Origin of the sequence: Lachnoclostridium sp. An169, assembly GCF_002160525.1 — a bacterium.
Taxonomy (GTDB): Bacteria; Bacillota; Clostridia; order Lachnospirales; family Lachnospiraceae; genus Mediterraneibacter; species Mediterraneibacter cottocaccae.
In genome coordinates this window covers 36,222-59,503 of sequence record NZ_NFKT01000026.1, presented here as the reverse complement: position 1 = coordinate 59,503, position 23,282 = coordinate 36,222, and the positions used below count along the sequence as shown (strand labels likewise).

At 43.9% G+C, this 23,282-nt stretch carries 25 protein-coding genes; 21 read left to right on the top strand and 4 right to left on the bottom strand.

Features of this window, described 5'->3' with window-relative positions:
• Position 1: 1 nt before the first annotated feature.
• The 4 genes from B5F07_RS16315 to B5F07_RS16300 form a co-directional block, all read right to left on the bottom strand.
• Positions 2-253: a helix-turn-helix transcriptional regulator gene (locus tag B5F07_RS16315; protein ID WP_240577858.1), complete on the bottom strand. Its 252-nt coding sequence runs from the start codon at positions 251-253 to the stop codon at positions 2-4.
• Positions 254-272: 19 nt separating this feature from the next.
• Positions 273-2,087 (bottom strand): AAA family ATPase, encoded by a 1,815-nt coding sequence (locus tag B5F07_RS16310; protein WP_087162314.1) that lies wholly within the window; start codon positions 2,085-2,087, stop codon positions 273-275.
• 15 nt (positions 2,088-2,102) lie between these two features.
• Positions 2,103-2,873, bottom strand: coding sequence for a hypothetical protein (locus tag B5F07_RS16305; protein WP_235853296.1), 771 nt, complete (start codon positions 2,871-2,873; stop codon positions 2,103-2,105).
• 171 nt (positions 2,874-3,044) lie between these two features.
• Positions 3,045-3,830, bottom strand: a complete 786-nt coding sequence (locus B5F07_RS16300; RefSeq protein ID WP_087162326.1) for a single-stranded DNA-binding protein — start codon at positions 3,828-3,830, stop codon at positions 3,045-3,047.
• A 407-nt stretch (positions 3,831-4,237) separates the two neighbouring features.
• On the opposite strand from B5F07_RS16300, the gene B5F07_RS16290 reads away from it, so the two are divergent.
• The 21 genes from B5F07_RS16290 (at position 4,238) to B5F07_RS16190 (ending at position 23,237) form a co-directional block, all read left to right on the top strand.
• Positions 4,238-4,861 carry a TetR/AcrR family transcriptional regulator gene (locus tag B5F07_RS16290; protein ID WP_204248859.1) on the top strand — a complete coding sequence of 208 codons (624 nt, stop codon included), beginning with the start codon at positions 4,238-4,240 and terminating at the stop codon, positions 4,859-4,861.
• On the top strand, positions 4,858-5,748 hold the full coding sequence (locus tag B5F07_RS16285; RefSeq protein ID WP_087162313.1) for an ABC transporter ATP-binding protein: 891 nt from the start codon (positions 4,858-4,860) through the stop codon (positions 5,746-5,748). Before B5F07_RS16290 ends, B5F07_RS16285 begins: the two co-directional genes overlap by 4 nt.
• Positions 5,745-6,542 (top strand): ABC transporter permease subunit, encoded by a 798-nt coding sequence (locus B5F07_RS16280; RefSeq protein WP_087162312.1) that lies wholly within the window; start codon positions 5,745-5,747, stop codon positions 6,540-6,542. Before B5F07_RS16285 ends, B5F07_RS16280 begins: the two co-directional genes overlap by 4 nt.
• Positions 6,543-6,548: 6 nt before the next feature.
• The gene (locus tag B5F07_RS16275) at positions 6,549-6,929 is read left to right on the top strand and encodes a response regulator (protein WP_306438884.1); all 381 of its coding nucleotides are present in this window, start codon (positions 6,549-6,551) and stop codon (positions 6,927-6,929) included.
• 31 nt (positions 6,930-6,960) lie between these two features.
• Positions 6,961-7,377 (top strand): winged helix-turn-helix domain-containing protein, encoded by a 417-nt coding sequence (locus B5F07_RS16270; RefSeq protein WP_087162310.1) that lies wholly within the window; start codon positions 6,961-6,963, stop codon positions 7,375-7,377.
• 129 nt (positions 7,378-7,506) lie between these two features.
• Positions 7,507-8,184 (top strand): response regulator transcription factor, encoded by a 678-nt coding sequence (locus B5F07_RS16265; RefSeq protein ID WP_087162309.1) that lies wholly within the window; start codon positions 7,507-7,509, stop codon positions 8,182-8,184.
• Complete coding sequence (locus B5F07_RS16260) at positions 8,165-9,598, top strand: sensor histidine kinase (RefSeq protein WP_204248858.1); 1,434 nt, start codon at positions 8,165-8,167, stop codon at positions 9,596-9,598. The genes B5F07_RS16265 and B5F07_RS16260 overlap by 20 nt, the downstream gene beginning before the upstream one ends.
• A gap of 76 nt (positions 9,599-9,674) precedes the next feature.
• Positions 9,675-10,355 (top strand): response regulator transcription factor, encoded by a 681-nt coding sequence (locus B5F07_RS16255; RefSeq protein WP_087162308.1) that lies wholly within the window; start codon positions 9,675-9,677, stop codon positions 10,353-10,355.
• Positions 10,343-11,533, top strand: a complete 1,191-nt coding sequence (locus B5F07_RS16250) for a HAMP domain-containing sensor histidine kinase (protein ID WP_087162307.1) — start codon at positions 10,343-10,345, stop codon at positions 11,531-11,533. Before B5F07_RS16255 ends, B5F07_RS16250 begins: the two co-directional genes overlap by 13 nt.
• Positions 11,534-11,602: 69 nt before the next feature.
• Entirely contained in the window at positions 11,603-12,481 is an 879-nt protein-coding gene (locus B5F07_RS16245) for an ABC transporter ATP-binding protein (protein WP_087162306.1), read from the top strand.
• On the top strand, positions 12,482-13,876 hold the full coding sequence (locus B5F07_RS16240) for an ABC transporter permease (RefSeq protein WP_087162305.1): 1,395 nt from the start codon (positions 12,482-12,484) through the stop codon (positions 13,874-13,876).
• Positions 13,809-14,450, top strand: coding sequence for a hypothetical protein (locus B5F07_RS16235; protein ID WP_087162304.1), 642 nt, complete (start codon positions 13,809-13,811; stop codon positions 14,448-14,450). The genes B5F07_RS16240 and B5F07_RS16235 overlap by 68 nt, the downstream gene beginning before the upstream one ends.
• A 211-nt stretch (positions 14,451-14,661) precedes the next feature.
• Positions 14,662-15,999: an ABC transporter permease gene (locus tag B5F07_RS16230; protein ID WP_087162303.1), complete on the top strand. Its 1,338-nt coding sequence runs from the start codon at positions 14,662-14,664 to the stop codon at positions 15,997-15,999.
• A gap of 15 nt (positions 16,000-16,014) precedes the next feature.
• A complete protein-coding gene (locus tag B5F07_RS16225; RefSeq protein WP_087162302.1) occupies positions 16,015-17,289 on the top strand; it encodes an ABC transporter permease in 1,275 nt (424 codons plus the stop codon).
• A 16-nt stretch (positions 17,290-17,305) separates the two neighbouring features.
• Positions 17,306-18,580, top strand: coding sequence for an ABC transporter permease (locus B5F07_RS16220; protein WP_087162301.1), 1,275 nt, complete (start codon positions 17,306-17,308; stop codon positions 18,578-18,580).
• Between the two features lie 12 nt (positions 18,581-18,592).
• The gene (locus B5F07_RS16215; protein WP_087162300.1) at positions 18,593-19,882 is read left to right on the top strand and encodes an ABC transporter permease; all 1,290 of its coding nucleotides are present in this window, start codon (positions 18,593-18,595) and stop codon (positions 19,880-19,882) included.
• Between the two features lie 12 nt (positions 19,883-19,894).
• Positions 19,895-21,160, top strand: a complete 1,266-nt coding sequence (locus B5F07_RS16210) for an ABC transporter permease (RefSeq protein WP_087162299.1) — start codon at positions 19,895-19,897, stop codon at positions 21,158-21,160.
• Between the two features lie 29 nt (positions 21,161-21,189).
• Positions 21,190-21,867 (top strand): ABC transporter ATP-binding protein, encoded by a 678-nt coding sequence (locus tag B5F07_RS16205; RefSeq protein WP_087162298.1) that lies wholly within the window; start codon positions 21,190-21,192, stop codon positions 21,865-21,867.
• A complete protein-coding gene (locus tag B5F07_RS16200; protein WP_015573194.1) occupies positions 21,867-22,280 on the top strand; it encodes a hypothetical protein in 414 nt (137 codons plus the stop codon). The genes B5F07_RS16205 and B5F07_RS16200 overlap by 1 nt, the downstream gene beginning before the upstream one ends.
• Before the next feature lie 29 nt (positions 22,281-22,309).
• Complete coding sequence (locus B5F07_RS16195) at positions 22,310-22,834, top strand: hypothetical protein (RefSeq protein ID WP_087162297.1); 525 nt, start codon at positions 22,310-22,312, stop codon at positions 22,832-22,834.
• Positions 22,827-23,237: a winged helix-turn-helix domain-containing protein gene (locus B5F07_RS16190; RefSeq protein WP_087162296.1), complete on the top strand. Its 411-nt coding sequence runs from the start codon at positions 22,827-22,829 to the stop codon at positions 23,235-23,237. The genes B5F07_RS16195 and B5F07_RS16190 overlap by 8 nt, the downstream gene beginning before the upstream one ends.
• Positions 23,238-23,282: the final 45 nt, after the last annotated feature.

The window sequence follows — 23,282 nt, the reverse complement described above, 5'->3', positions numbered from 1 at the left end:
TCTATTTCCTTTCTGTGAGATTTTTTGTCAGCAGGTCTTCCACGGAGCAGCCGTAATAATCTGCCAGTTTCAGGACAGCATAGGCAAGCGGAGTGGCCCTGCAGTTTTCGTAATTCATAATGGTTTTTGGCGGCAGGTGTAAGATCCGTGCCACCGTTTTTTGGGAAAGCCCGCCCTGAGATTTGCGTAAGTAGGACAGGTTTTTTGCAAGAAGTGCATACATTTCTGGTTCTGTAAGAGGCGTTTTACCCACTGGCTTGCCTCCTCTCTTTTCAGGACGGCAGGACAGTATCCAGACAGCTTTCCTCAACCTCCGCACGGCTGATCGCATCTGCCGTAGCAGAAGGCAGGATGGTGTAATGGGCCGCCTCCCGGATATCGCCGCAGACCATATAGGACTGCACCCAGGAAATCAGTTCCCGGACACCGCAGCATCCATCTGTGATCAGGTTTTCCCGACAATATTCCGAGATGGAGTGGACGATCCGTGCCATTGTCTGAACGGTCTTTTTCTCTTTGCAGCCGGTAACGCCAACCACCCGTTCCACCAGTGTCTCCTCATCCGGCTCCATCAGGTCGATGAGCACACTCATACGGGAGATTACGGACTGGTTTAAGGGCTTGCAGCCTGCATAGTCATTGTTGGTTGTCACGACGATCACCATATCCGGATGCCGCTGTACCGTTTCACCGTTGGGGAGAAACACACTGTTGCATCGGTCCATCAGGGAGTTTAATCCCACTAGCACACCGGGATTTGCAATGACCGTCGGCTCCTGTATCTCAATCAGGTATCCGTTCCGTATTGCTTCCACCAGCGGCGTATCCACGTAGCGGAAATGCTGCTGGCTGGTTTTGGAGGCATAGTATTCGTGCATTTCATCAAAAATAGTATCAATGAGCTGCTTGTAGACCTGATCTTCTGTAACATTTTCATCGTAGGTTCCGGTCAGTTTTTCATAGGCGCTTGCCGGGTCCAGCATGATATCCTGGAAAGACGGATACTGCCGCTCCAGGGCAGTGCGTTTCCCGTCCACATCCGGCAGGATCTGCCCGAGCAGATCGAATACCTCTGTATTTGCGGAACAGGTCAGGCACCGGTAAGGAAGATGAAGCCCGGAAGCAACTGCTTTGGCTCCTTCCGTTTTTCCCGTACCGGCAGGGCCACGAAGGAGAAAGTTCCGCATGGGCTGTACCGTGTCCGTAGTGATTTTTGCGTGTTCACAGATCCGTTTGACTTCCTTCGGGATGATATACCAGTCCGGCAGTACCGGGACGGTCAGTTCCTCCTCCGGAGTCAGTACACGGGCAGGTGACAGGATATACTGTCCCACAAAATCCGCTTTCGCTATGACTTCCGCTTTTTTCTTAAAGGTGTTGCCGGGTTTCAGTACCTGGAAAGTCCCGTGGATGATTTCCGTAGGCGCATAGGTTCCCGTTTGAAGAGCCAGCGGCTTCAGCAGCGGGATGACACCATTGGCAGCAATATCCGTGCGGATCCCTCCCGTTGCGAGCGTATCACTGTATCGGATCCGGCGGTAAGCGTTGTCACAAAGGACAGCCGCCGTTTCTGCCGCCTCATCCATGTCCGGATAACCGGCTGCACGGTATTCCTTTAACTGCTGGTATTTCTCATTGAACTCCTCATCGGAAAGAAACGTAGGCATCAGAGCGAATAACAAAGCAGTTCCTGTATTCTCGGAATCTTTGAATACATATTTCTCCGGTGTATTTTCCGTATCCGGCGGCACCGTGTACTTCCCGGCAATAAATTTCCCGTTTGCAGGGTTATAGACCACCACATGAAGTTCTCCGGTACGGCTGGGATATTCTGCCACCGTATAGGTATTGGTCTGGCTCCCGATTGCCCCCAGTTCCTCTGCCGACTTCCCACCTGCGGGCTCCTCCAGTTCCATATAGGTCAGGACGGCCTGCAGGGTAGCCGCATGGAGCGTGCTTCTCTTTTGCGGCTGGGTACAGTATTTGGATGCGATATTCTTAAACACGGCGTCATCCGTATAGTCCTTAAAAGGTTCTGGGAGCGTGCGCTGGAAGGTCCAGCTCTCCACTAATTTTCCACTTGCCATCGTTACTTTTCCTCCTTATGCCCAGGTGATCTCTACTGCGTTTTCCGTCTCTGCCGCTTCCAGTTCATCATCAGCAAACACCTGCAGGAGTGCAGGCCAGTAGGCTTTCGGCGGGAAATGCTCCAGCTTGCCTTTTACTTCCGGCTCCTTCCCATTGAGGATATAAACGTCCCCCTGTTCTCCGATGAACAGCTTCTGGTGTCCTTTTGCCTGTAAATTCCCGATCATTTCCACAAGGAATGGTTTCCCAATCAGGGAGTACCAGGACGCAGGATCAACCTTTGGCGTATCCGGGGATGCGGATTTGTCGCCTTTCCGTTTCAACGCAGAGACAGTCAGCATCTGAAGATGCAGGTTTCCGTACTCATCCATAGACACTTCCGCAAAGTTATGATTACCGGTGTTCCTGGTAGATAAGCGGATCGCATCGCCATCCAGCAGGTGGGAAAGACGCAGGGGTTCTGCAAACTCCCAGGTAGCTTCCGGAAAAGCAGACTGAAGTGTGTCTGTGATCTGGTAGCTGATCTGCCGGATCAGGATGGTTTCCAGATCCGAGTTCCCGTTTCCTGTATCCATTGCCCTCCCAGCCGGAATCCGCAATTTCCGGAGTCCGGAAGCAAGCGGAGGGATGATAAGGATTGCCAGGGAAACAAGGACTCCTGCAGCAGCGATGCCAGTCATCAGATAGGACTGGCTTCCCTTTGGGAGCAGAAATGCCGCCGCAAACAGGCACAATACGGTGATCTGTAACGTCTTTTTGATCGTTCTGGCTTTCTTTGCTTTCATGTAAATTCTTCCTTTCTTCTTAAAACTGCTGTGCCGCACCCAGGAGAGCCGATGATCGGCGCTCTCCTGGATCCTGTGCGGACACAAAAAAAAGAACTGCCTGTACGGAGTAGTCTCCGGGTGCAATTCTCTACATGGATCGTTCCTTATGAAATTTTTTGTGCGTCAGCATCAAGCGACAAAGGGAAGTGTCTCTGCCTGCTGTTCTGTAACCTGGGTAAATCCATCTCCCGGATAGCCGCCCTGTGTTCCCGGAGCTGCCCCGTTTCCAGGAGCATAGCCGCCGGAAGGCTGCTGGTTCGGATTGCCCTGTGCGTAATTCGGTGCGCTTCCAGGATTCGGAGCATAGCCGTTCTGGGGCTGTCTGTAACCGTTCTGCGGTACGTTCCCCTGTGGAGCATTTGTTCTTCCCTGTCCTCCCCGTGCATAGCCATTCTGGTTCTGTGGTGCGGCGCCTGTAGGTGCATAATTGCCGGCAGGAGCATCGGATGCCTGTGGATAGCCTCCCTGTGCGGGTGTCGGGTATCCGCCCTGCTGATTGGGAACAGGAGCTCCTCCGGGCTGTCCGTAGCCGTTCTGAGGAACGCCTCCGGGTACACCGGGATTAGCCCCATTTACATCGTCATAAGTCAAGGGCGCAAACTGCCAGTCTTTGACAACCACGCTGGGGCCGGAGTTCGGTTTTCCCTGGTTTTTCCCCTTCTGATGAACGAAGGGATGCAGCTCCAGATCTCCAATGATAATCAGTCCGGTGCCTTTTTTAACACCTGCTTTCATCAGGCGGTCTGCCAGAAATGAATTGAAATAGCAGGAATAGAATACAGTCTCTTTGTTTCCGTCTGCTCCCCTCTGGGGGCAGGAGATGTCCAGAGTCGTGTAGGTTGTGTTGCTGTTCTTTGCCTGCATGATCTGAGGATCCGTTGTTGGCCTCCCTGGTAAAAAGATGATTGCTGACATAGAAATTCTCCTTTCTGCCACTTTGGGCGTTAAAATAAATAATAGTGAAAATAAAAAAAGTGCCATTACAGTGCCGTAAAAAACGACATTATAATGACACGATTTTCCAACTTAAACAGCATGTGTCCTGGGTGAATGGCCCAGACTCCCATTTCGGGATGACACAAAAACTCAAATACAAGATTATAGTAGCACAAGATATAGTGGGTGTCAAATGCAATCAAACAATATATGCAATCAAACATCAAACAATATATGCACTCAAACAATATATTGCTGAATTGAAACGGATAGTATTTTTGCAGAAAATATCGGGAAGGGCTAAAGAAGTGATTGCTGGGACCTTGAAAAAAATAGTCAACGTATTAGAATGGAATTGACTGAAATAGTCAAAGGAGGTCTGAAAATTGTCTGCGGAGAAGTTTGAGGAATTACCGTCCGAAAAGAAAATGCGGATTATAAACGCAGGACTGGAATGTTTCGGGCAATACGGATATAAAAAGGCAAACACTGATTTGATTGTTGAAAAAGCAGGAATATCTAAAGGACTGTTATTTTACTACTTCAAAAATAAAGAAACGTTTTATCTTTACCTGTGCGATTTTTGCAGCAAAGTTTCTTTGGAAGCAGTAGATGTAGCGGAAATGAGTGCCATAACTGATTTTTTCGATATGTTGGACTTCGGGATAAGAACCAAATTGAAAATATGGTCTGACTATCCTTATATGTATGATTTTTCGCTGCGGATGGTTCTTTTTCAAGACGAAAAAGTTTCGGCTTCGGTTAATGATTATCTCGCTGAAAATTTTGATACCACATTCGATGAATACTTCAAGAACATTGACTTTTCGCGATTCAAAGAGGACATTGATCCGAAGTACATTTACAAAATGTTTTTGTGGTTATCCGAGGGGTATCTGTCCGAAAAGCATCGAACTAATCAACCGATTGTGTTTGAGGAAGCTATTGCGGAATTTGAAAAATGGAAAGCAATGATTAAACAGATTAGTTATAAAGAGGAATACTTATGAAGATGATTGAAGTACACAATTTGACAAAAGACTATGGAAACTATAGAGGAATTTTTGATTTAAGTTTTACTGTTGACCAAGGAGAGGTTGTTGGATTTCTGGGATCAAACGGTGCGGGCAAAACAACGACCATAAGACATTTGATGGGATTTATCCATCCCCAGCAGGGTATATCTAAAATTTTTGATATGGATACGTTCTCTGCGGCAAAGCAAATACAATCAAAAGTTGGTTATTTACCGGGAGAAATATCATTCTTGAATGACCGAATGACTGGCAATGAGTTCATCCGATTTATGATGGAAACAAAAGAGAATGTTTCCACAGAACAGGTTCGTCACCTCGTAGATTATTTTGAATTAGATACTCGTATCAAGATCAAAAAAATGTCAAAGGGGACAAAACAGAAATTAGGGTTAGTCGTTGCATTTATGCACAATCCGTCTGTGTTAATCTTAGATGAACCGACCAGCGGATTAGACCCTATTATGCAAAATAAGTTTGTCGAGCTTATAAAATCAGAAAAAGACAAAGGGAAAACGATATTTATGTCGTCCCACATTTTTGAAGAAGTCGAAAACACTTGTGATAGAGTGCTGATGGTTAAAGACGGACACTTGATTGCCGATAAAGGTATCCAGAGTATTCGAGGTACGAACAAAAAGCACTACACGATTACCTTTGCAACCCCTGAACTTGCAAAGGCATTTACACGGGTTCATGCTGACAGTACATTTGATGGAAATTATAAGGTATCTTTTCTACTGGATAGCTCTGTCAATGATCTTGTGCATGAATTAGTACATTACGATGTGCAAGATATAGCAGTAAGAAACCAAACAATCGAAGAAGTATTTATGCAGCATTATGGAGGAACTAAAGCATGATCCGCTCATTGATGAAACAAGAAGTAAAAGCGAACTATAAATTATATGTTATTTTTTTAAGTATCATTGCAATGTATGCTGTCACACTGGTGGCAATGTATGATCCATCACTAAAGGACAGTCTGGAATCATTAGAGGAAAGTATGCCGGTTGTTCTTGCTGCATTCGGTATGCAGGATATGGGGACGACCTTGCTGGATTTCATCATTACATACCTGTATAAATTTGTTTTGATTGTTACACCGTTCATTTACAGTATCGTAATGTGCTATCGCCTACTTGCAAAGTATGTGGAAAATGGATCACTTGCCTATCTGCTAAATTCAAAGCATGGCAGAACGAAAATTGTTATAACACAATGGGTCAATCTGTTTTTGGGGGTGGTTGTGATGATCGCATTCAATACAGGATTGATGATTGTATGCTGTTCCATGATGTTCAAAGGCGCATTGGATATACCCCGGTTTTTATTACTAAATTTAGGCTTGCTCGCCCTGCAATTATTCATTGCGGCGTTTTGCTTTATGTTTGCTTGTCTATTCAATGATGTTAAATATTCAATCGGCTGTGGGGCCGGGGGAATTTCGTTGTTCATCATTATGCAGATGTTTTTTTCTGTATATGATAATGCCAAAATTCTTCTTTACTGCAATCCATTGAGTTTGTTCAATCCAAGGCAGCTTGTCAATGGAAATATTGTTTCGGTTATTAGCCTTGTGGTTTTGTTGGGATTAACTGCTATTTTTCTGACAATTGGATTGTTGGGATTTAGACGAAAGGATTTGCCACTTTAAGAAAATATAGCTATTTCCTGTCGGGCGACGGCAAAAGAAAAACTGTCGTGTAGCAGTCCTTTTGGATTTTTTAGGTTTTCTGGTCTCTACTTTAAAAGGTATTTTGAGGTTTATATAGCAACAGGGGGAACAGATGCTTTGCGATTACTGGAACATCAAAAAGTCGATGCAATCTGTTCTGATTACAATATGCAGAATGGCACAGGACTGGATTTACTCGTAGAAATTCGTCAAAAAGGAATCCCTGTCCCTTTCCTGCTTATGTCTGGCGATGATGATTGCCTGTTTAAAAAACAGACAAAATTTTATGGTGGCGTTTTCTGTTGCAAAACCGATTATGATTTGATCGGAAAAATAAAAGCTTTGATTAACACTGAAACGAAATAATGTCTTTCGACTTTTAAACAGGTGATGCGTAATGGAACAGATCGAAATCATCCTTCGCTCCACGGATCCAGCTGGAAAGGTGACAGAACAGCTTCTGGCTAAATTCGATACAGAGAAACCAGCGACAGAGCATGATAAGGTGCTTCAGTATTCCGGTCTTTGCATTGATCCAGTCAAGCACCAGATTTCTTATCAGGGGAAGGTGCTTCCTCTTACGGAAACGTATGAATTTCAGACGTTTGTTTATCTTGCCAGTCAGCCGGGCAGAGTTTTTACGAAAGGGCAGATCTATCAGGCAGTCTGGAAGGAGGAACCTGTGGATGTGAGCAGTGCGGTGTTCTGTATCATCGGGAATATTCGCCAGAAGCTGCGGGAGGTAACAACAAAAGAATATATCCAGACTGTGTGGGGAGTCGGATACAAATTTGTAGATGTCCCAGGGGAGTAATCTCCAGGGATTTTTCCGTAGAAAATAGAAAACTATGAAAAGTTTAAAATCCGTATGAAAAATCGGGGAACTCCACCAAAACTCCATCTTTGTATGATACACTGTTGTCCAAATAGCGGAGGTGCTGTTATGGCAAAGACAATTTTGATTATAGAAGATGAAGCATCCATCCAGAACATTGTCCGGGCGTTCCTGGAGGGTGCAGGATATACAGTATATGCCGCCGGTGATGGTTTGGAAGGGATTGAGATATTCCGAAGATGCAATCCGGACCTGGTGCTGCTGGATCTGATGCTGCCGAAGATTGACGGGTTTGCAGTCTGCGAGATCCTGCGGAAAGAAAGCCTGACGCCGATCATCATGCTGACGGCACGGGACGATGACGCCAGCCAGATGAAGGGCTTTGATGTCCTGGCAGATGACTATATTATCAAGCCCTTTTCCATGCCTCTTGTCCTGCGCCGGATTGAAGCGGTGCTGCGACGGACGGAACAGGGAATTGAGGAGGACCCCTCTGTGATCCGGTATAAAGAGATTACATTGGACACGGAAAATTATGAGGTGCTGGTAGGAACGGATGAGGTATCTCTCACCAGCCGGGAGTTTGAGATCCTGAAGCTGCTTTTGGAAAATCCGGGAAAAGTGTTTTCCAGGGAGAGTCTTCTGGACAGCGTATGGGGATATGAGTATTATGGCGATCAGAAGATCGTGAATACGCATATCAAGAATATCCGTAAGAAACTGGGTGTGGATTATATCGAGACAATCAGAGGAGTGGGATATAGAATTGAAAAAGAAAATCAGTGAAAGTGTCCAGGCGAAGACCTTTCTGAGTATGCTGGCATTGCTGCTGGCCTGCTGTATCATCATATATGCTGTGGTAATGGTCTTCCTGCCGAAAAATTACCAGACGGAACTGGAAAGCCAGGCGACTTCCGACTTTTACAGGCTGATGGAGACACTGGAAAGAAGCGGATGGGAGGAAGGCTCAGAGGAAATACTGGCATTTTCCATGAAAAATAATGCTACGGTGCGGATCACCGACACGGATGGAAGCGATGTGTTCTCTGTAAATTATGCAGATCCGGAGAATTGGGAAGAGACAGACAGAACCATGAGCTGTTCTGCTACCTTTCAGGAAGGATGGCAGACGTACCAGGTTTCTGCGGATATTTCCCTGGTTGCGGTATCCCAGTCCTATGAAATCCTTTTAAAGCTCATCCCGCTGATTGCGGTGGTGATCCTGCTGATCTCTGTTCTTGCGGCGCTGGTCTGCTCCAGATATTTCTCCAGGCCGCTGATCCATATTTGCAGTGTGGCAAAGCGGATGACCAGCCTGGATATGACTTGGAAATGTGAGGTAAAGCAAAGGGATGAGATCGGCGTTCTTGCGGACAGCTTAAATGAGATGTCGGAGCGCCTGAACAATGCACTTGTCAGCCTTCAGGACGCAAACGAGCAGCTGCAGAAAGATATTGAACGGGAACGGGAACAGGAAAAACAGAGGATTGATTTCTTTACCGCTGTTTCCCATGAGCTGAAGACGCCCATAGCCATTATCAAGGGTGAACTGGAGGGAATGATCTACCAGGTTGGGGAATACAAAGACCGGGATGCCTATCTGCGTCACTGTATGAAAACCGTCAATGACATGGAGCGGATCGTTAAAGACATCCTATCCGCAGCCAGGATGGGCGGCAGCGATTTCAAGTTGGAACGCACGGACCTGGATATCAGCCGGATGCTGCAGAAAGCCTGTCGCAAAGTCATGGGACGGATAGAGGATAAGGAAATGGAGCTGCGCCAGGATATCCAGCCGGACTTTCATTATGAAGGCGACGGGCGGCTGATTGAAAAAGTCTTCTCCAATGTCATCAGCAATGCGGCGGCGTATTCCCCGGTAGGTGCTGTGATAACTGTGTCATTACAAAATGGCGTGTTTTCTGTGGAAAACTCAGGCGTCCACATAGCGGAGGAAGATTTAAAACAAATCTTTACTCCCTTTTATCGGGTAGATAAATCCCGCAATCGGAACAGTGGCGGCAGCGGTTTGGGACTGTATATCACAAAAACGATACTCGACCATCACGGTATCCCTCATAAAATGGAGAATACAGAAAATGGTGTGCGGTTTACTGCTATCTTCTCAGAGGCAGCAATACAAGAGCAGTCTTCTGATTGTATGCCATCTGGTGGTATGAAGATTTTAACCTCAGATTGATTGAAAAGTTTGACCGAAAATTGACTTTTTCATGTTATATAGGATGTATAATCTATCAAAAATGGAAGGATACAGAATGGAACAAAACTACAAACTTTTGATTGTAGATGATGAGCAATCTATATTAGATATGTTGAAGCTCCAACTTGAGTTTGAAAATTATACCGTTTATACTGCGGCTAATGCAAAAGACGCTTTAGAAAATCTTTCTCATTCCCCGGATATTATCTTACTTGATATTAACATGGCGGGAATGAATGGGCTTGACTTGTGTGCGTCTATCCGAGAATTTGTAACAGTCCCTATTATCTTTCTTACTGCGAGAGTTTCTGAACAAGACAAAGTAAATGGTCTTATGGTTGGCGGGGACGATTATATTACTAAGCCTTTTTCCATGAATGAGCTGTTAGCAAGACTATCTGCTCATTTGCGTAGAGAACAGAGAAGTCGTGTGCGGACAAAAACGAAATTCTCAGAAGAACTCGTAATTGATTATTCAGATAGAAGCCTTTTTATAAAGGGCAATCGGATAGAACTATCTAACAAAGAATTTGAGATTATTCAGTTATTATCAATGAACGCAGGACAAGTATTTGACCGTGAAAAGATATATGAAATAATTTGGGGCATTGATGGAGTTGGAGACAATGTGGTGATTAAAGAACATATACGGAGAATACGGTTAAAATTTGCTGAATACACAGAGAAATCCTACATTACAACTGTATGGGGAGTGGGATACAAATGGGAAAAATAAGAGAAGCATTTCAAAATATGACCTTAAAAAAAGCCTTGATAACATTGGCTGTCATGTGTCTTGGAGTTGTCTGTATATTAACAGTTATTACTATTTTAAAGTTTTCAGACATCAGACAAGAAATATTGGACAGCCGACCTATTTATGTTTCTGAATATACAGTCGAAGATTATGCCTCAGATAATAGTGTAACGCTGGTTAATCCGAAAGAATTTCGCTTTGAACCGTTATCAGGAGAAAATTTAGTTTACTATTGGATCATTACAGTTTTTATGGTTGCCTTACCTGTGATATATGTCATTGCCGGTTCTATTGTTATGGCTAAATTGTACTATAAGTTAAAAATACAGAAACCTCTGATGAGTTTAAATAATGGTGTTGAACATATCTCGGAGCAGGATTTGGACTTTAAAATAGAATATACTTCTAATGATGAACTGGGGAAATTATGTAATGCATTTGAATGTATGAAAAAGGAAATCTATACAAGCAACCGTAAAATGTGGAATATGCTGCAGGAAAGAAAGGCTCTTACTGCTTCCGTATCGCACGATTTGCGGACACCTATTACCGTAATCAATGGCTATCTTGATTATCTTGATAAGGTAAATCATAAACAAATAATCACAGAGGAAGCTCTGCGCTCTACGCTAAAACAAATGAAAGGGGCTGTGCAGCGTTTAGAAAGATATGTAGAGTGTGTGAAAGATATACAGAAAATCGAAGATGTAGAAATTAAAAAGGAATACTTTAACTTGAAAGAGTATATCACGAACACTGTAAATGACTTTTCTCTTTTGGCGAAAAAATATGGTCGAGTATTGGAGTATCAAAACCAGATAAAAACAGAAAGCATATGTAGCGATAAAGATATGTTATCAAAAATTCTTGAAAATATTTTTGATAATGCTTTGCGCTTTTCAGAGAAAGTAATTTACTTTTCTATAACAGAAAAGAATAATTGTATCTGCTTTACAGTTTATGATGACGGAAAAGGGTTTTCAAAGGATGAATTAAAATATGCCACTACATTTTTTTATAGTTCTCCGACAAATAAGGGCAACTTTGGTATTGGGCTGTCCATCTGCAAAATCCTTTGCGAAAGACTCGATTGTGTCTTATCATTGGAAAACATAGCCGATCATGGAGCCAGTATTACAGTTCAAGTAAAAAAATAATGAGTTTTTCTAAAAATTGACTTTTCTATGAAATAATCTCCTTACAGATAATGAAAGGAGATTTTTTTTATGGAAATTAAGATTGAACATTTAAACAAAAGTTATGGAAAACGAACAGTTCTTAATGATATTTGCCTTCATATTCCTGTTGGTATGTATGGGTTGTTAGGAGAAAACGGTGCAGGAAAAACGACTTTAATGCGTATTCTTTCAACAATGTTAGAACCAACAAGCGGGGATATAAAAATGAATGGCGTGGATATAAAAGATAAAAAGAATATACGAAAGATCATAGGTTATCTCCCGCAGGAGTTTTCTGTATATCCTAATATGAGCGTTTATTCTGCTTTGGATTATTTGGGGATTTTAGCAGAGCTTCCTAAAAAAATGCGCAAAGAACGCATCGATTACTTATTAAAACAAGTTAATTTGGAGCAGGAAAAAAATAAGCGTTTTAAAAATCTTTCCGGTGGTATGAAGCGACGCTTTGGAATAGCTCAAGCATTATTGAACAATCCTAAAGTTTTGATTATTGATGAACCGACGGTGGGTCTTGACCCAGAAGAAAGGTTACGCTTTTACAATCTTCTTTCTGAATTAGCGGTAAATAGAATTATTTTACTATCAACACATATTGCTGCGGATATTGAAGCAACTTGTTCAAATGTTGCTGTATTATGTGCAGGTAAAGTTGTTTTTGAGGGCGATACGGAAGCTTTATTAAAGATAGGCAATGGGAAAATATATACCGTTTCATTCCCGCAAGATGAACTTGAAGATTTTAAAAATCACTACAATATTATCAGTATTCATCAAAACGGTAAGGATATTTCATGTAGATTATTTTCTGATGAAAAACAAAACAAATCATGGAGTGTATGCGAAACAACGATTGAGGACAGTTACATGTATCTGCTTTCAGAACATAGAGCGGGGGAGGGAAAATAAATGCTGTTTATTAAGGAATTAAAAAAAATATGTTTTAGTATTGTATATATACTTTTCATTGGATTACTTCTGCTTAGCTGGCATGAAAATTTTTATGGAGTAACAAGTAAAGAAATACAAGCGTCCAATGGAGCCGAAGCGTCTATTACTTCACAGATAACGGGAGGATCTATTTTAGCCAAACCAGAACAAGGGGCAGATAATTATGGTTTGATAAAAAAAGAAGTACCAGATAAAATTATGTGCGGCGGAACAGATATGTTAATTATTGAGTATTTGAACAATTCTTATGCCACATATCCTTTTAATTATTATAAGGAAGTAATTTTAAGTACAGAAGAACAAAAAGAAATTTTATCCATTATTGAAGAAATCACAGGTTTATCCGAAGAACAGATAAAAAATCTTCCAGATGATTACTTTCCGTCCGTTAATGGAAATATTATCCATATGGGAGGAGATGCTGCACAAAATCAAGATGGTAGTTTTAGTTTTTCGACGGAGAATAGCGATACTTTACAAGAGGAAGAAGATTATACAAAGCATTTTGTAGCACAGGTTTCATATGAAAGATTTAAAGAACTTATGTCACAAGCAGAGGAAATAATCGGAGATGGTTCTTACTATTCTATGGATATGCTATTGGAATACTACGGACAAGCAGAAATGACCTATGATGAAGCTATCAATGAGTATAATAAAACGATTTATGATGATAAGGTTAGCATCGCTTTTGCAAGGCTGTTTTGTGATTACATGACAAGAGTTTTAGGGTTATATCCTATTTTTATCGTTGTTGTTTTCTGGTTAAAAGACAGAAGGAATAAAATGAATGAATTAATAAACAGCAAACAAATAGAAACGGTAAAACTCATTACTGTTCGAACTTTGGCTATTTTAACAGCGGTAATACTTCCAGTTATTATTTTGAGCTTTGAGTCGCTGATACCACTTATGGAATACTCTGCCGAAACAGGTATTGCAATAGACGCATTTGCATTTATTAAATACATTTTATGGTGGTTACTTCCTACTGTAATAGTTGTCACTGGTTTGGGAACATTTTTGACAATTTTAACAACTACGCCTATTGCGATATTGGTGCAGTTCATCTGGTGGTTTATTGACTCTGCTATCACGGGGCTTTCTGGGGATACCCGATTATACACTTTAATGATACGTCATAATTCGCTGAATGGAGCAGAACTTATCCAACGAGATTTTAACATCATTTGGCTTAATAGAGGGTTAATGATGTTTGTATCGATTGTTCTGATCTATTTGTCAATAGTAATTTATAACAAGAAACGAGGTGGAAAACTGGATTATGCTTATTTCATACAAAAGCATTTTGGAATTTTTAAAGAGAGACTTCGGACTCGTTTTCAGAAATAGTTTATTGCTGACTGCAATTTACTTTCTACTCATTCCTGCTATTAGAGGTATATCAAATTTAAATCACATACAATCGGCACAATGTTTTTCACAATCAGTTGCCTTGATGGGGATAATTATACTTGTTCCTATTACTCAATATGAATTAGATATGAGTATAAAAGAAATTGTTTGCACAAAAACATGGTCGTATTTAAAAAGTGTAATTATTCGTTTGTTCTGTGGATTTGCAATTATATCTGTCGCAATTATTGGGTTTGCATTGATTATGCAAAGTCGGAACTGTATGTTTCCATTTTGGACATATGTAATCTCCACGATACTTTATGCGGGATTTATGGGAACTGCAGGAATTTTGTTTTCACAAATAGGAAGCAATATAGGAGCCGGTTATCTAACAGCTTTAGGATATTGGTCACTCTGTCAGCTTCAAATTATATCAGAGAATAATGTGGTTTCTTTATTCCCCATTGTAGCTGGTAATTTTGAAATACAAAAACTGATTATTCTAATAGGGGTTCTTGTAATTATGATTTTGGGAACTGTTTTATCAATAATAAAAATTAATCATTAGTTAAGGCTTGCTGTTAGTAGATAATACGTGAGAAAGTTATTTTACAAAACCGAGAGGTTATCTATATGGAAGCCTCTCGGTTTTTGGCCCTTTTCTAACTCCACCAAAAGAACATCTCAACTCCACCTAAACTCCACCTTTCTTATGTATCCTTAGAATGTTCACTTACACATGGACAATAGAACAACATAAGAAATGAGGTGACAGAAAAATGAATTTGTGTAAACGGGCTTTCCTATATTCCACACGGAAGAAAGGAAAGACTCTTACGCTGCTTGCGTTCCTACTGGTCATGGCAACACTGATGCTGACCTGTTTTTCCATCCAGTCTGCCACAGAAACGGCTAATTCCAACATCAAAAAGGCTCTTCTGGGATACTTCACAATCAATGGAAAACAGCTGGAGGGCGGGATCACAGAGGAGGTACGGGAGCAGATCCTGGGGATTGACGGACTGAGCGGCAGGTACACGCTCCGCTCTTACTCCTACGCGGAATATTGTGATGCACAGGGGAACCCACTTGCGATCAACACGGAGGAGGCTGCCCAGATACCGGAAGGCTATGAACACGCTGGAAAGATTGTGGCAAATTCAAACTCCCAGGATGACAGCTACTTTACGGAAGGCGGGTTTGAACTGACACAGGGCGAACCGATTACCACGGAGGGCGGAAACCAGGTGTTGATCCATGAGAAATTTGCACAGAGAAACGGGCTGAGTGTAGGGGATACGATGCTGCTGAAGGATGTGGAGGGGAAGAATCGTACCATTCTAGTAACGGTGGCCGGGATCTTTACCAATACCAAAGAACAGGACTCTATCGGCATTGCACCGTCCTATGATCTCTACGACAATATTGTATTTACAGACCTGTCCACAGCCGCCAGCCTGCTCTATGGAACAGAAGACGGAGCAAGTGTACAGTATGGGGATTTTTATGTGGATAATCCGGATGAGCTTGAGCGCATCATGGATGAGGTAAAGGATATTCCGGGTGTAGCATGGGAGGACTGTACGCTCACACGCTATGACAACGACTACCAGAACGCAAAGGAGTCCTTGGAAGGCCTGCAGAATATCGTGTTTATTGCCATTGCGGTGGTATCTGTGATCTGCTTCCTGGTGCTGGCACTATTCCTGACGCTGCGGCTGAGGGGACGCATCCATGAAACCGGTATCTATCTGGCGATGGGAATCTCAAAAGGCTCGGTTTTGTTGCAGTATCTGCTGGAGGTGGTTCTTGTGGCGGCCATCGCCCTTGTAATCTCCTTTGGCACCAGCACCGTCATTTCCCATCAGATCGGGAGCAGCCTGCTCTCTCAGGTAACAAGCGAAACCTATGAAACGGTGGACTTGACAGGGGAAAACGAAGCTGCGGAAGAATCTACCAAGGATTTGAACCTTGCCGAGATTGAGGTGGCTGTTTCAGGGGAAGATTACGCTATGGTGTGGGCTTTTGGCATGTCGCTTTGTGTGGCCTCTACTGCACTGGCGGCCTATCCCATTATGAAGATGAAACCTAAGAGTATCTTGTCGCAGATGAGTTAAGGAGGTGCAGGCGATATGAATTTAGGACTACGGGCAATTTTATATACCGTGCGGAAATGGAAAAAGACCTTGCTGGTGTTCTTCCTGCTTCTGGCCATTACTACTCTGGTGCTGTCCGGGCTGGCGATTGCCGACGCCCAGAAGGAACAGGCCGAGAAGGTTCGAGGAACCACCGGAGCCAGCTTTACCGTGGAACGTAATTTATCTACGGGTGGTTGGTCAAATGGTAGCGGCGGTTCATATAGCACTCAGGAATTTATATCTGAGGATGTGATTAAGGAAATTGCGTCTGTGGATGGAATCGCTGGCTATGATGCTTCTCTTATTGTACATGAAGATTTCTTTAATGAAGATGGCGAGGCATTGAAAACAGAAAGATACGGTTTTTATTCTTATGGTTCTTATAATTCCGAGTACAACGCTATGTTCTTATCGGGAAGATTTGAACTGGTAGAGGGTTCTCATATAACCGAAGATATGAAAAACGGACTTATCATCAGCCGGGACCTTGCTGATTGGAATGGGTTAGAAATTGGAGATACCTTGACAGGGATTTATTATTCTGAAAGCAACACTCCGGCTGTGGATATGGAAATTGTGGGTATTTTTGATATTGTCGCTGACAAAGACGATGCGGTGAATCTGTATGATAATGCCTCCTATTTCGACTATTCAAACTACACCTTTTGCAGTATGGAAGCAGCGGAAGGGTTGCTTGAGGGTTGGGGCGACGAAAACGAAGGTATTTCCGAAGCCTATTTCTATGTCTCTGACGCTGCTCAGTTAGATAGCGTGATTGAAGAAGTGCAAAAGATTTCCTCTATCAACTGGAACAACTTTAACATCACTACCAATGATGAGGTATATCAGAATATTTCCAGCGCCCTCTCTGATACCGAAACCCTGATTACCACCCTCATTGTTGTTATTACCGCTGTGAGCATGGTGCTTATTACCCTGATTCTCTCCATGTCCATTCGCAGTCGGAAACGGGAAACAGGCATTTTGCTGGCGGTGGGTATCGCCAAGCCTGCGGTCATTCTCCAATATGTGCTGGAAACCCTACTGATCGCGGCGGTGGCCTTTCCGCTGGCCTACCTATCCAGCAAGCAGGTTGCCGGTGCCCTGGGTACGCTGTTCGGCAAGGCGGCGGAGAATGTCATCGTCACACCGGAGCATTTCATGCTGGTGGCTATCGTGGGCGGTATCCTGCTGGTGGCGGCGGTGCTGGTGTCCAGTATTTCAGCCTTGCGGTTAAAGCCCAGGCAGATTTTGGCGCAGATGGAGTAAAGGAGGGAGAAATGATATGAATTTAGGACTACGGGCAATTTTATATACGGTCCGTAAATGGAAAAAGACGCTGCTGGTATTCTGTCTTATTTTATCGATCAGCACCCTGGTACTGTCAGGGCTTGCTATTGCAGATGCACAGGAGGAGCAGACGGAGGAAGTCAGGGGAACCACTGGAGCCAGCTTCACCGTTCAGAGGGACATATCCACAGGCGGCTGGTCAAGCGGAAGCGGCGGTTCATACAGCACCCAGGAATTTATGACAGAGGATATGATCCGGGAGATTGCCTCGGTGGACGGCATCCAGGGGTATGACGCTTCCCTGATTACTCTTCCTAACATATTCGACGATCAGGGAAAAGAATTGACTCATGAAAATTATAGCTTTTATAACTATGGATCCTATAACTCCCAGTACCATGAGTTGTTTTTGTCTGGTCGGTTTGAGCTGGTGGAAGGAACCCATATCACTGACGATATGACTAACAGTATTATTATCAGCCGGGAACTTGCAGAGTGGAACCATTTGAAACTTGGAGATACACTAACTGGGATTTATTATCCAGAGAATAATACCCCAGCAGTGGATATGGAAATCGTAGGCATCTTTGATGTGGTGGCAGATAAAGAGGATCAACTCAATATGTATGATGACTCCTCTTATTACGATTATTCCAGCTTTGTATTTTGCAGTATGGACGCAGCGGAAGGATTGATAAAGGGCTGGGGAGAGGACGGTGATGGGATTTCCGAAGCCTATTTCTATGTTACGGATGCCGCCCAGTTAGATAATGTAATTAAAGAAGTGCAGGACATCTCATCAATTAACTGGAACAACTATAAGATTACTTCTAATGATGAGGTATACCAGAATATCTCCAGCGCACTTTCTGATACAGGCACCTTAATCACCACGCTGATCGTCGTGATTACAGTTGTAAGTATGGTATTGATCACGCTTATCCTTTTCATGTCTGTCAGAAGCCGTAAAAGAGAGACTGGAATTTTATTGGCAGTGGGAATTGCAAAGCCGGCAGTCGTTCTGCAGTACCTGCTGGAAACATTGCTGATTGCTGTACCAGCCTTCCCTCTGGCTTATGTATGCAGTCGGCAGGTTGCGGGTGCCCTGGGAACACTGTTTGGGAAAACAGCAGAAAACGTGATTGTCACGCCAGAGCATTTTATGTTGGTGACTATTGCAGGGTGTATCCTGCTGATCATGGCAGTGCTGCTGTCTGGGATTCCGGCGATGCGTTTGAAACCGAGACAGATCTTATCCCAGATGGAATAAAGGAGACGAAATATGAAGCACAAAACGAATTTAGGAATACGGGCATTTTTATATACAGCTCGGAAATGGAAGAAGTCACTACTTTTGTTCTGCTTACTGCTGTCCATTACGACACTTGTATTATCTGGGCTGGCGATTGCAGACGCGCAGGAAGAACAAACGGAAGAACTGCGGGGGGTGACAGGGGCCAGCTTCACCGTGGAACGAAATCTATCCACGGGTGGTTGGGCCAGCGGCAATGGTGGTTCTTATAGCACACAGGAATTTATCACGGACGAAATGCTTCAGGAAATTTCTTTTGTAGATGGGGTTGCAGGATATGATGCGGCGCTTGTCGCTATGCCGGGTTATTATAATGAAGCTGGCGAAGCACTTGTTAATGGAAATGTTATCAATAGTTATTATACCTATGGTTCAATAAATACTGAATACAATCAACTTTTTTCATCCGGAAGATTTGAGCTAGTAGAAGGTTCGCATATTACAGAAAATGTAAAAAACGGTCTTATCATTAGTAAAGAAAACGCTGAACGGAATGGTTTAAAAATAGGCGATAAAATTAGAGGAATCAATGATCCGAATAATAACGATCCAGAAGTTGACATGGAGATCGTAGGATTTTTTGATGTCGTTGCCGATAAAGAGGATGAGGCTGATATGTATGATGCTGCTACGCTATGGGATTATGCTGATTATGCTTTTTGCAGCTTTAATGCGATGAAAGAAATGGCCGTTAATTATGAAGATGGGAATAAACTTACAGAGGCGCATTTCTTCGTGGAAGACGCAGCACAGTTGGATAACGTGATAGCCGAGGTACAGAACATATCCTCGATTAACTGGGATCACTTTATCATTTCTGCCAATGACGAGGTGTACCAGAATATTTCCAGCGCACTCTCTGATACCAATACTTTGGTAACAACGCTTATTGTAGTCATTACGGTAGTGAGTATGGTACTGATCACGCTGATTCTCTCCATGTCCATCCACAGCCGAAAGAGAGAAACCGGCATCCTGCTGGCAGTAGGTATTGCTAAATCTGCGGTGATTCTCCAATATGTGCTGGAAACGCTTCTGATCGCAGTGGTTGCCTTTCCGCTGGCCTACCTCTCCAGCAAGCAGGTGGCTGGCACCCTGGGTACGCTGTTTGGCAAGGCATCAGAAAGTGTAATCGTTCTGCCAGAGCATATTTTGTTGGTGACTATTGCAGGGTGTATCCTGCTGATCATGGCAGTGCTGCTGTCTGGGATTCCGGCGATGCGGCTGAAGCCGAGACAGATCTTATCCCAGATGGAATAAAGGAGACGAGATATGAACCACAAAACAAATTTAGGAATACGAGCGGTTTTACATACCGCCAGAAAGTGGAAAAAGACGCTATTACTATTTTTCCTGCTTGTTTTTATCGTAACTTTGGTGTTGTCAGGGATGGCGATTGCAGATGCACAAGAAGAACAGTCGGAAGAACTGCGGGGCGTGACAGGTGCCAGTTTTACCGTCAATGCCAACAATGGCTATACCTTACAGCCTGTCACAGATGAGATGATTGAGGAGATTGCTGCGATTTACGGTGTGGAAGCCTATAACACTTCTCATTGGACAATCGTAAATCTCTATAATCAAGATACTTTGATGAAAGGGACAGATGAACGGGAATATGTAGCAGACCTCTTTTATGGAACAGGCTGCTTTGATTCGGAGTATTCTCCACTGTTTCTTAGTGGAGCCTTGCGTTTAACAGAAGGCCGCCATGTAACGGAGGGTAATAGTGGAATTATTTTGTACGAAGGCTTGGCTGAGAAATATGGACTGTCTATTGGTGATACCCTGGAAGTAAAAAATGGAAATCCGGATGATCCTCTGGTTGAGTGCCAGATTGCGGGCTTGTTTGAGGTCATTGCGGATGATAATGACGAACAGGCAACGATGGCAAGGCCCTCGACCTTTTATGATTATGAGGAATATGTCTTTGTAGATATGGATACCATGTCCGCTATCTCTGCACCCTATACGGCAAGCGAAGGGAATGGGATTACTTCCGTAGATTTCTTCGTTTCTGACGCGGCGAAGTTGGAGAGCATTGTTCAGGAAGTCCAGAACAACACCTCCATCGACTGGAACTCCTACTACATCACGGTAAACAACGAAGTATATGAGCGTATTTCCAGCTCTCTCTCGGATACCACCACTTTAGTTACAACACTGATTGTAATGATTACCGTGGTAAGCATGGTACTGATCATCCTGATCCTTTCCATGTCTATCCGAAGCCGGAAACGGGAAATCGGTATTCTGCTGGCAGTGGGAATTGAAAAGTACGCAGTCCTATTGCAGCAAATGCTGGAGATCTGCCTGGTGGCTATCGTGGCATTTCCTCTGGCATATCTGGCAAGCCGGGAAATGGCGGGGACTCTAGGCACACTGTTTGGAAAGGCGGCTGAGAACGTCATTGTTACGCCCCATCATTTTGTTCTGGTCACAGCTGCCGGAGCGGGCTTGCTTATCATAGCGGTACTGGTGTCGTGTATCCCGGTCATGCGGATGAAACCGAAGGCTATTTTGTCACAGATGGAGTAAAGAAATAGAAATGAAACGAGGTAAACAGTATGAGCATCATGGAAGTAAAAAACGTAGGTTATACCTATGACAACCGAAGAAAAGTATTGCGTGGTATAAATGTCCAGATGGAGCAGGGAAAGCTCTATGCAATCCTTGGCCCGTCCGGCTGTGGGAAGACTACGCTTTTGTCCCTAATCGGCGGCCTGGATAGCCCGACCAGCGGGCAGATCTTATTCGAGGACCAGGATATTGCGAAGACAGGGCTTTCCGACCACCGGAAGAATCATGTGTCTTTCATTTTCCAGGCATACAACCTGATCGACTATCTGAATCCAAAGGAAAATGTAGCCCTCACCTCCAAGCTGCCGCCGCTTCCCATCCTGGAGCGGCTGGGGCTGACAAAAGAAGAGGCAAAGCGCAACGTATTGAAACTCTCCGGCGGACAGCAGCAGCGTGTGGCTATCGCACGGGCTCTGGCCAGTGAGGCGCCGGTCATTCTTGCCGATGAGCCTACCGGAAATCTGGATGAGGATACTGCACGGGATATTACGGAGATCCTCAAAGAAAGCGCCCACAAGATGAATAAGTGTGTGGTCGTAGTTACACACTCGAATGAGCTGGCGAAGCAGGCAGATGTGATATGCAGGCTGAAACGGGGAGAACTCCAGGTTCTGGACCGGATATCGGACACACCGAAGGCACGGAATGGAAGGAGGGGAAGGTAATGAGACGGATTTCATCCCCTGGATCCATCCATAAGGGAAAAATGCTTTCTGCAGTGTTTTACATCCTCGCACTGATCCTGCTAGTTACAGCGGTAACGGCATTGGCCGCCTGCCACAAGAATATTTCCCTGCAGTTGGAGCAGGGCGTTCCCGTAGCCGGAAATGAACTGGCAATCGTGAATCTTTATTTATCCAGTTGTGTGCAGTATTTTGCGCTTTCAGCAATCCTGATCTTTTGCGGATATGTGCTTCCGAGAGTTGCTGCGCAAAAGCTGGATTTACAGCCGGAAGCATCGTCTCCCATGCTTAACGGGCCAATAGAGGCTGTGTCTGAAGAAGTAGACGGCTCCAGGCAGGAAACGGAAGATACTGATTTTGAGGAATGGGGATTTAAAGAAAGGGAGCCGGAATGATCCATGCAGGCAGGAGGAGGGGATAAACAATGAAGACTGAGAAAGATGACAGGAAAGTAGAGAAAAGTTATCTGATCGAAAACTGGCTTACATTAAATAAGACGCCTTTTTCCCAGTGGAAAACAGAGACGCAGCATAAGAATCTCCTGTTGATGTGCCTGGAGATCTTTGAGGAAATGGAAACGGAGCTTCGCAAAGAAAAGATTCCCGTAAAAATGGATTTTCGGGAAATCGCAGAGGATAAAGAGATTTTGTGTACCTGCCAGGTACAGGCAGCTGTCTGTGCGCTTTTCTATGTATTGGTATGCGAAATACATCCGGTACAGGTCCTTTTCTCAGGAAAAGACCAAACACTGTCCTTCACAGCAACAGGCGGTACAGGAGAAACGGAAAGAAAGGCAGACAGTGAAAGGCTGGGAACAAGCAGATGGCTGGCGCTTCAGTATCTGCAATTCGTGGGATATGACGTGAAGATTTCCAGAAGCGGGAAAAAGGAGCTGATATCCGTAACATTTCAGACGGCGGGGAAGGCGGTACGAAACAGGTATGATTGAGCTGGTACTTCGCACGACAGAAAGTTCCGGTCTGGTGAAGGAACAGATCCTGGCAAGACTGGATGGAGGTCAGGCATTGCCGGAGGCAGATTCGGTTCTTGAGTATTCCGGACTCTGTATTGACTCACTCCGCCACCAGGCATCTTATCAGGGGCAAGGAATTTCTCTGACAGAGAATTACGAATTTCACACCCTGGCGTACCTTGCCAGTCAGCCAGGGAGAGTCTTCACGAAAGAGCAAATCTACCAGGCAGTCTGGAAGGAGGAACCTGTGGATGTAAGCAGTGCGGTGTTCTGCATCATCGGAAATATTCGCCAGAAGTTGCGGAAGGTTACAAAGAAAGAATATATCCAGACGGTGTGGGGAGTTGGATACAAATTTGTGGATGTCCCAGGGGAGTGAGCCCCTGAAAAGCGCGACTGTATAACCAAGTGCCCCGGTCTGTCT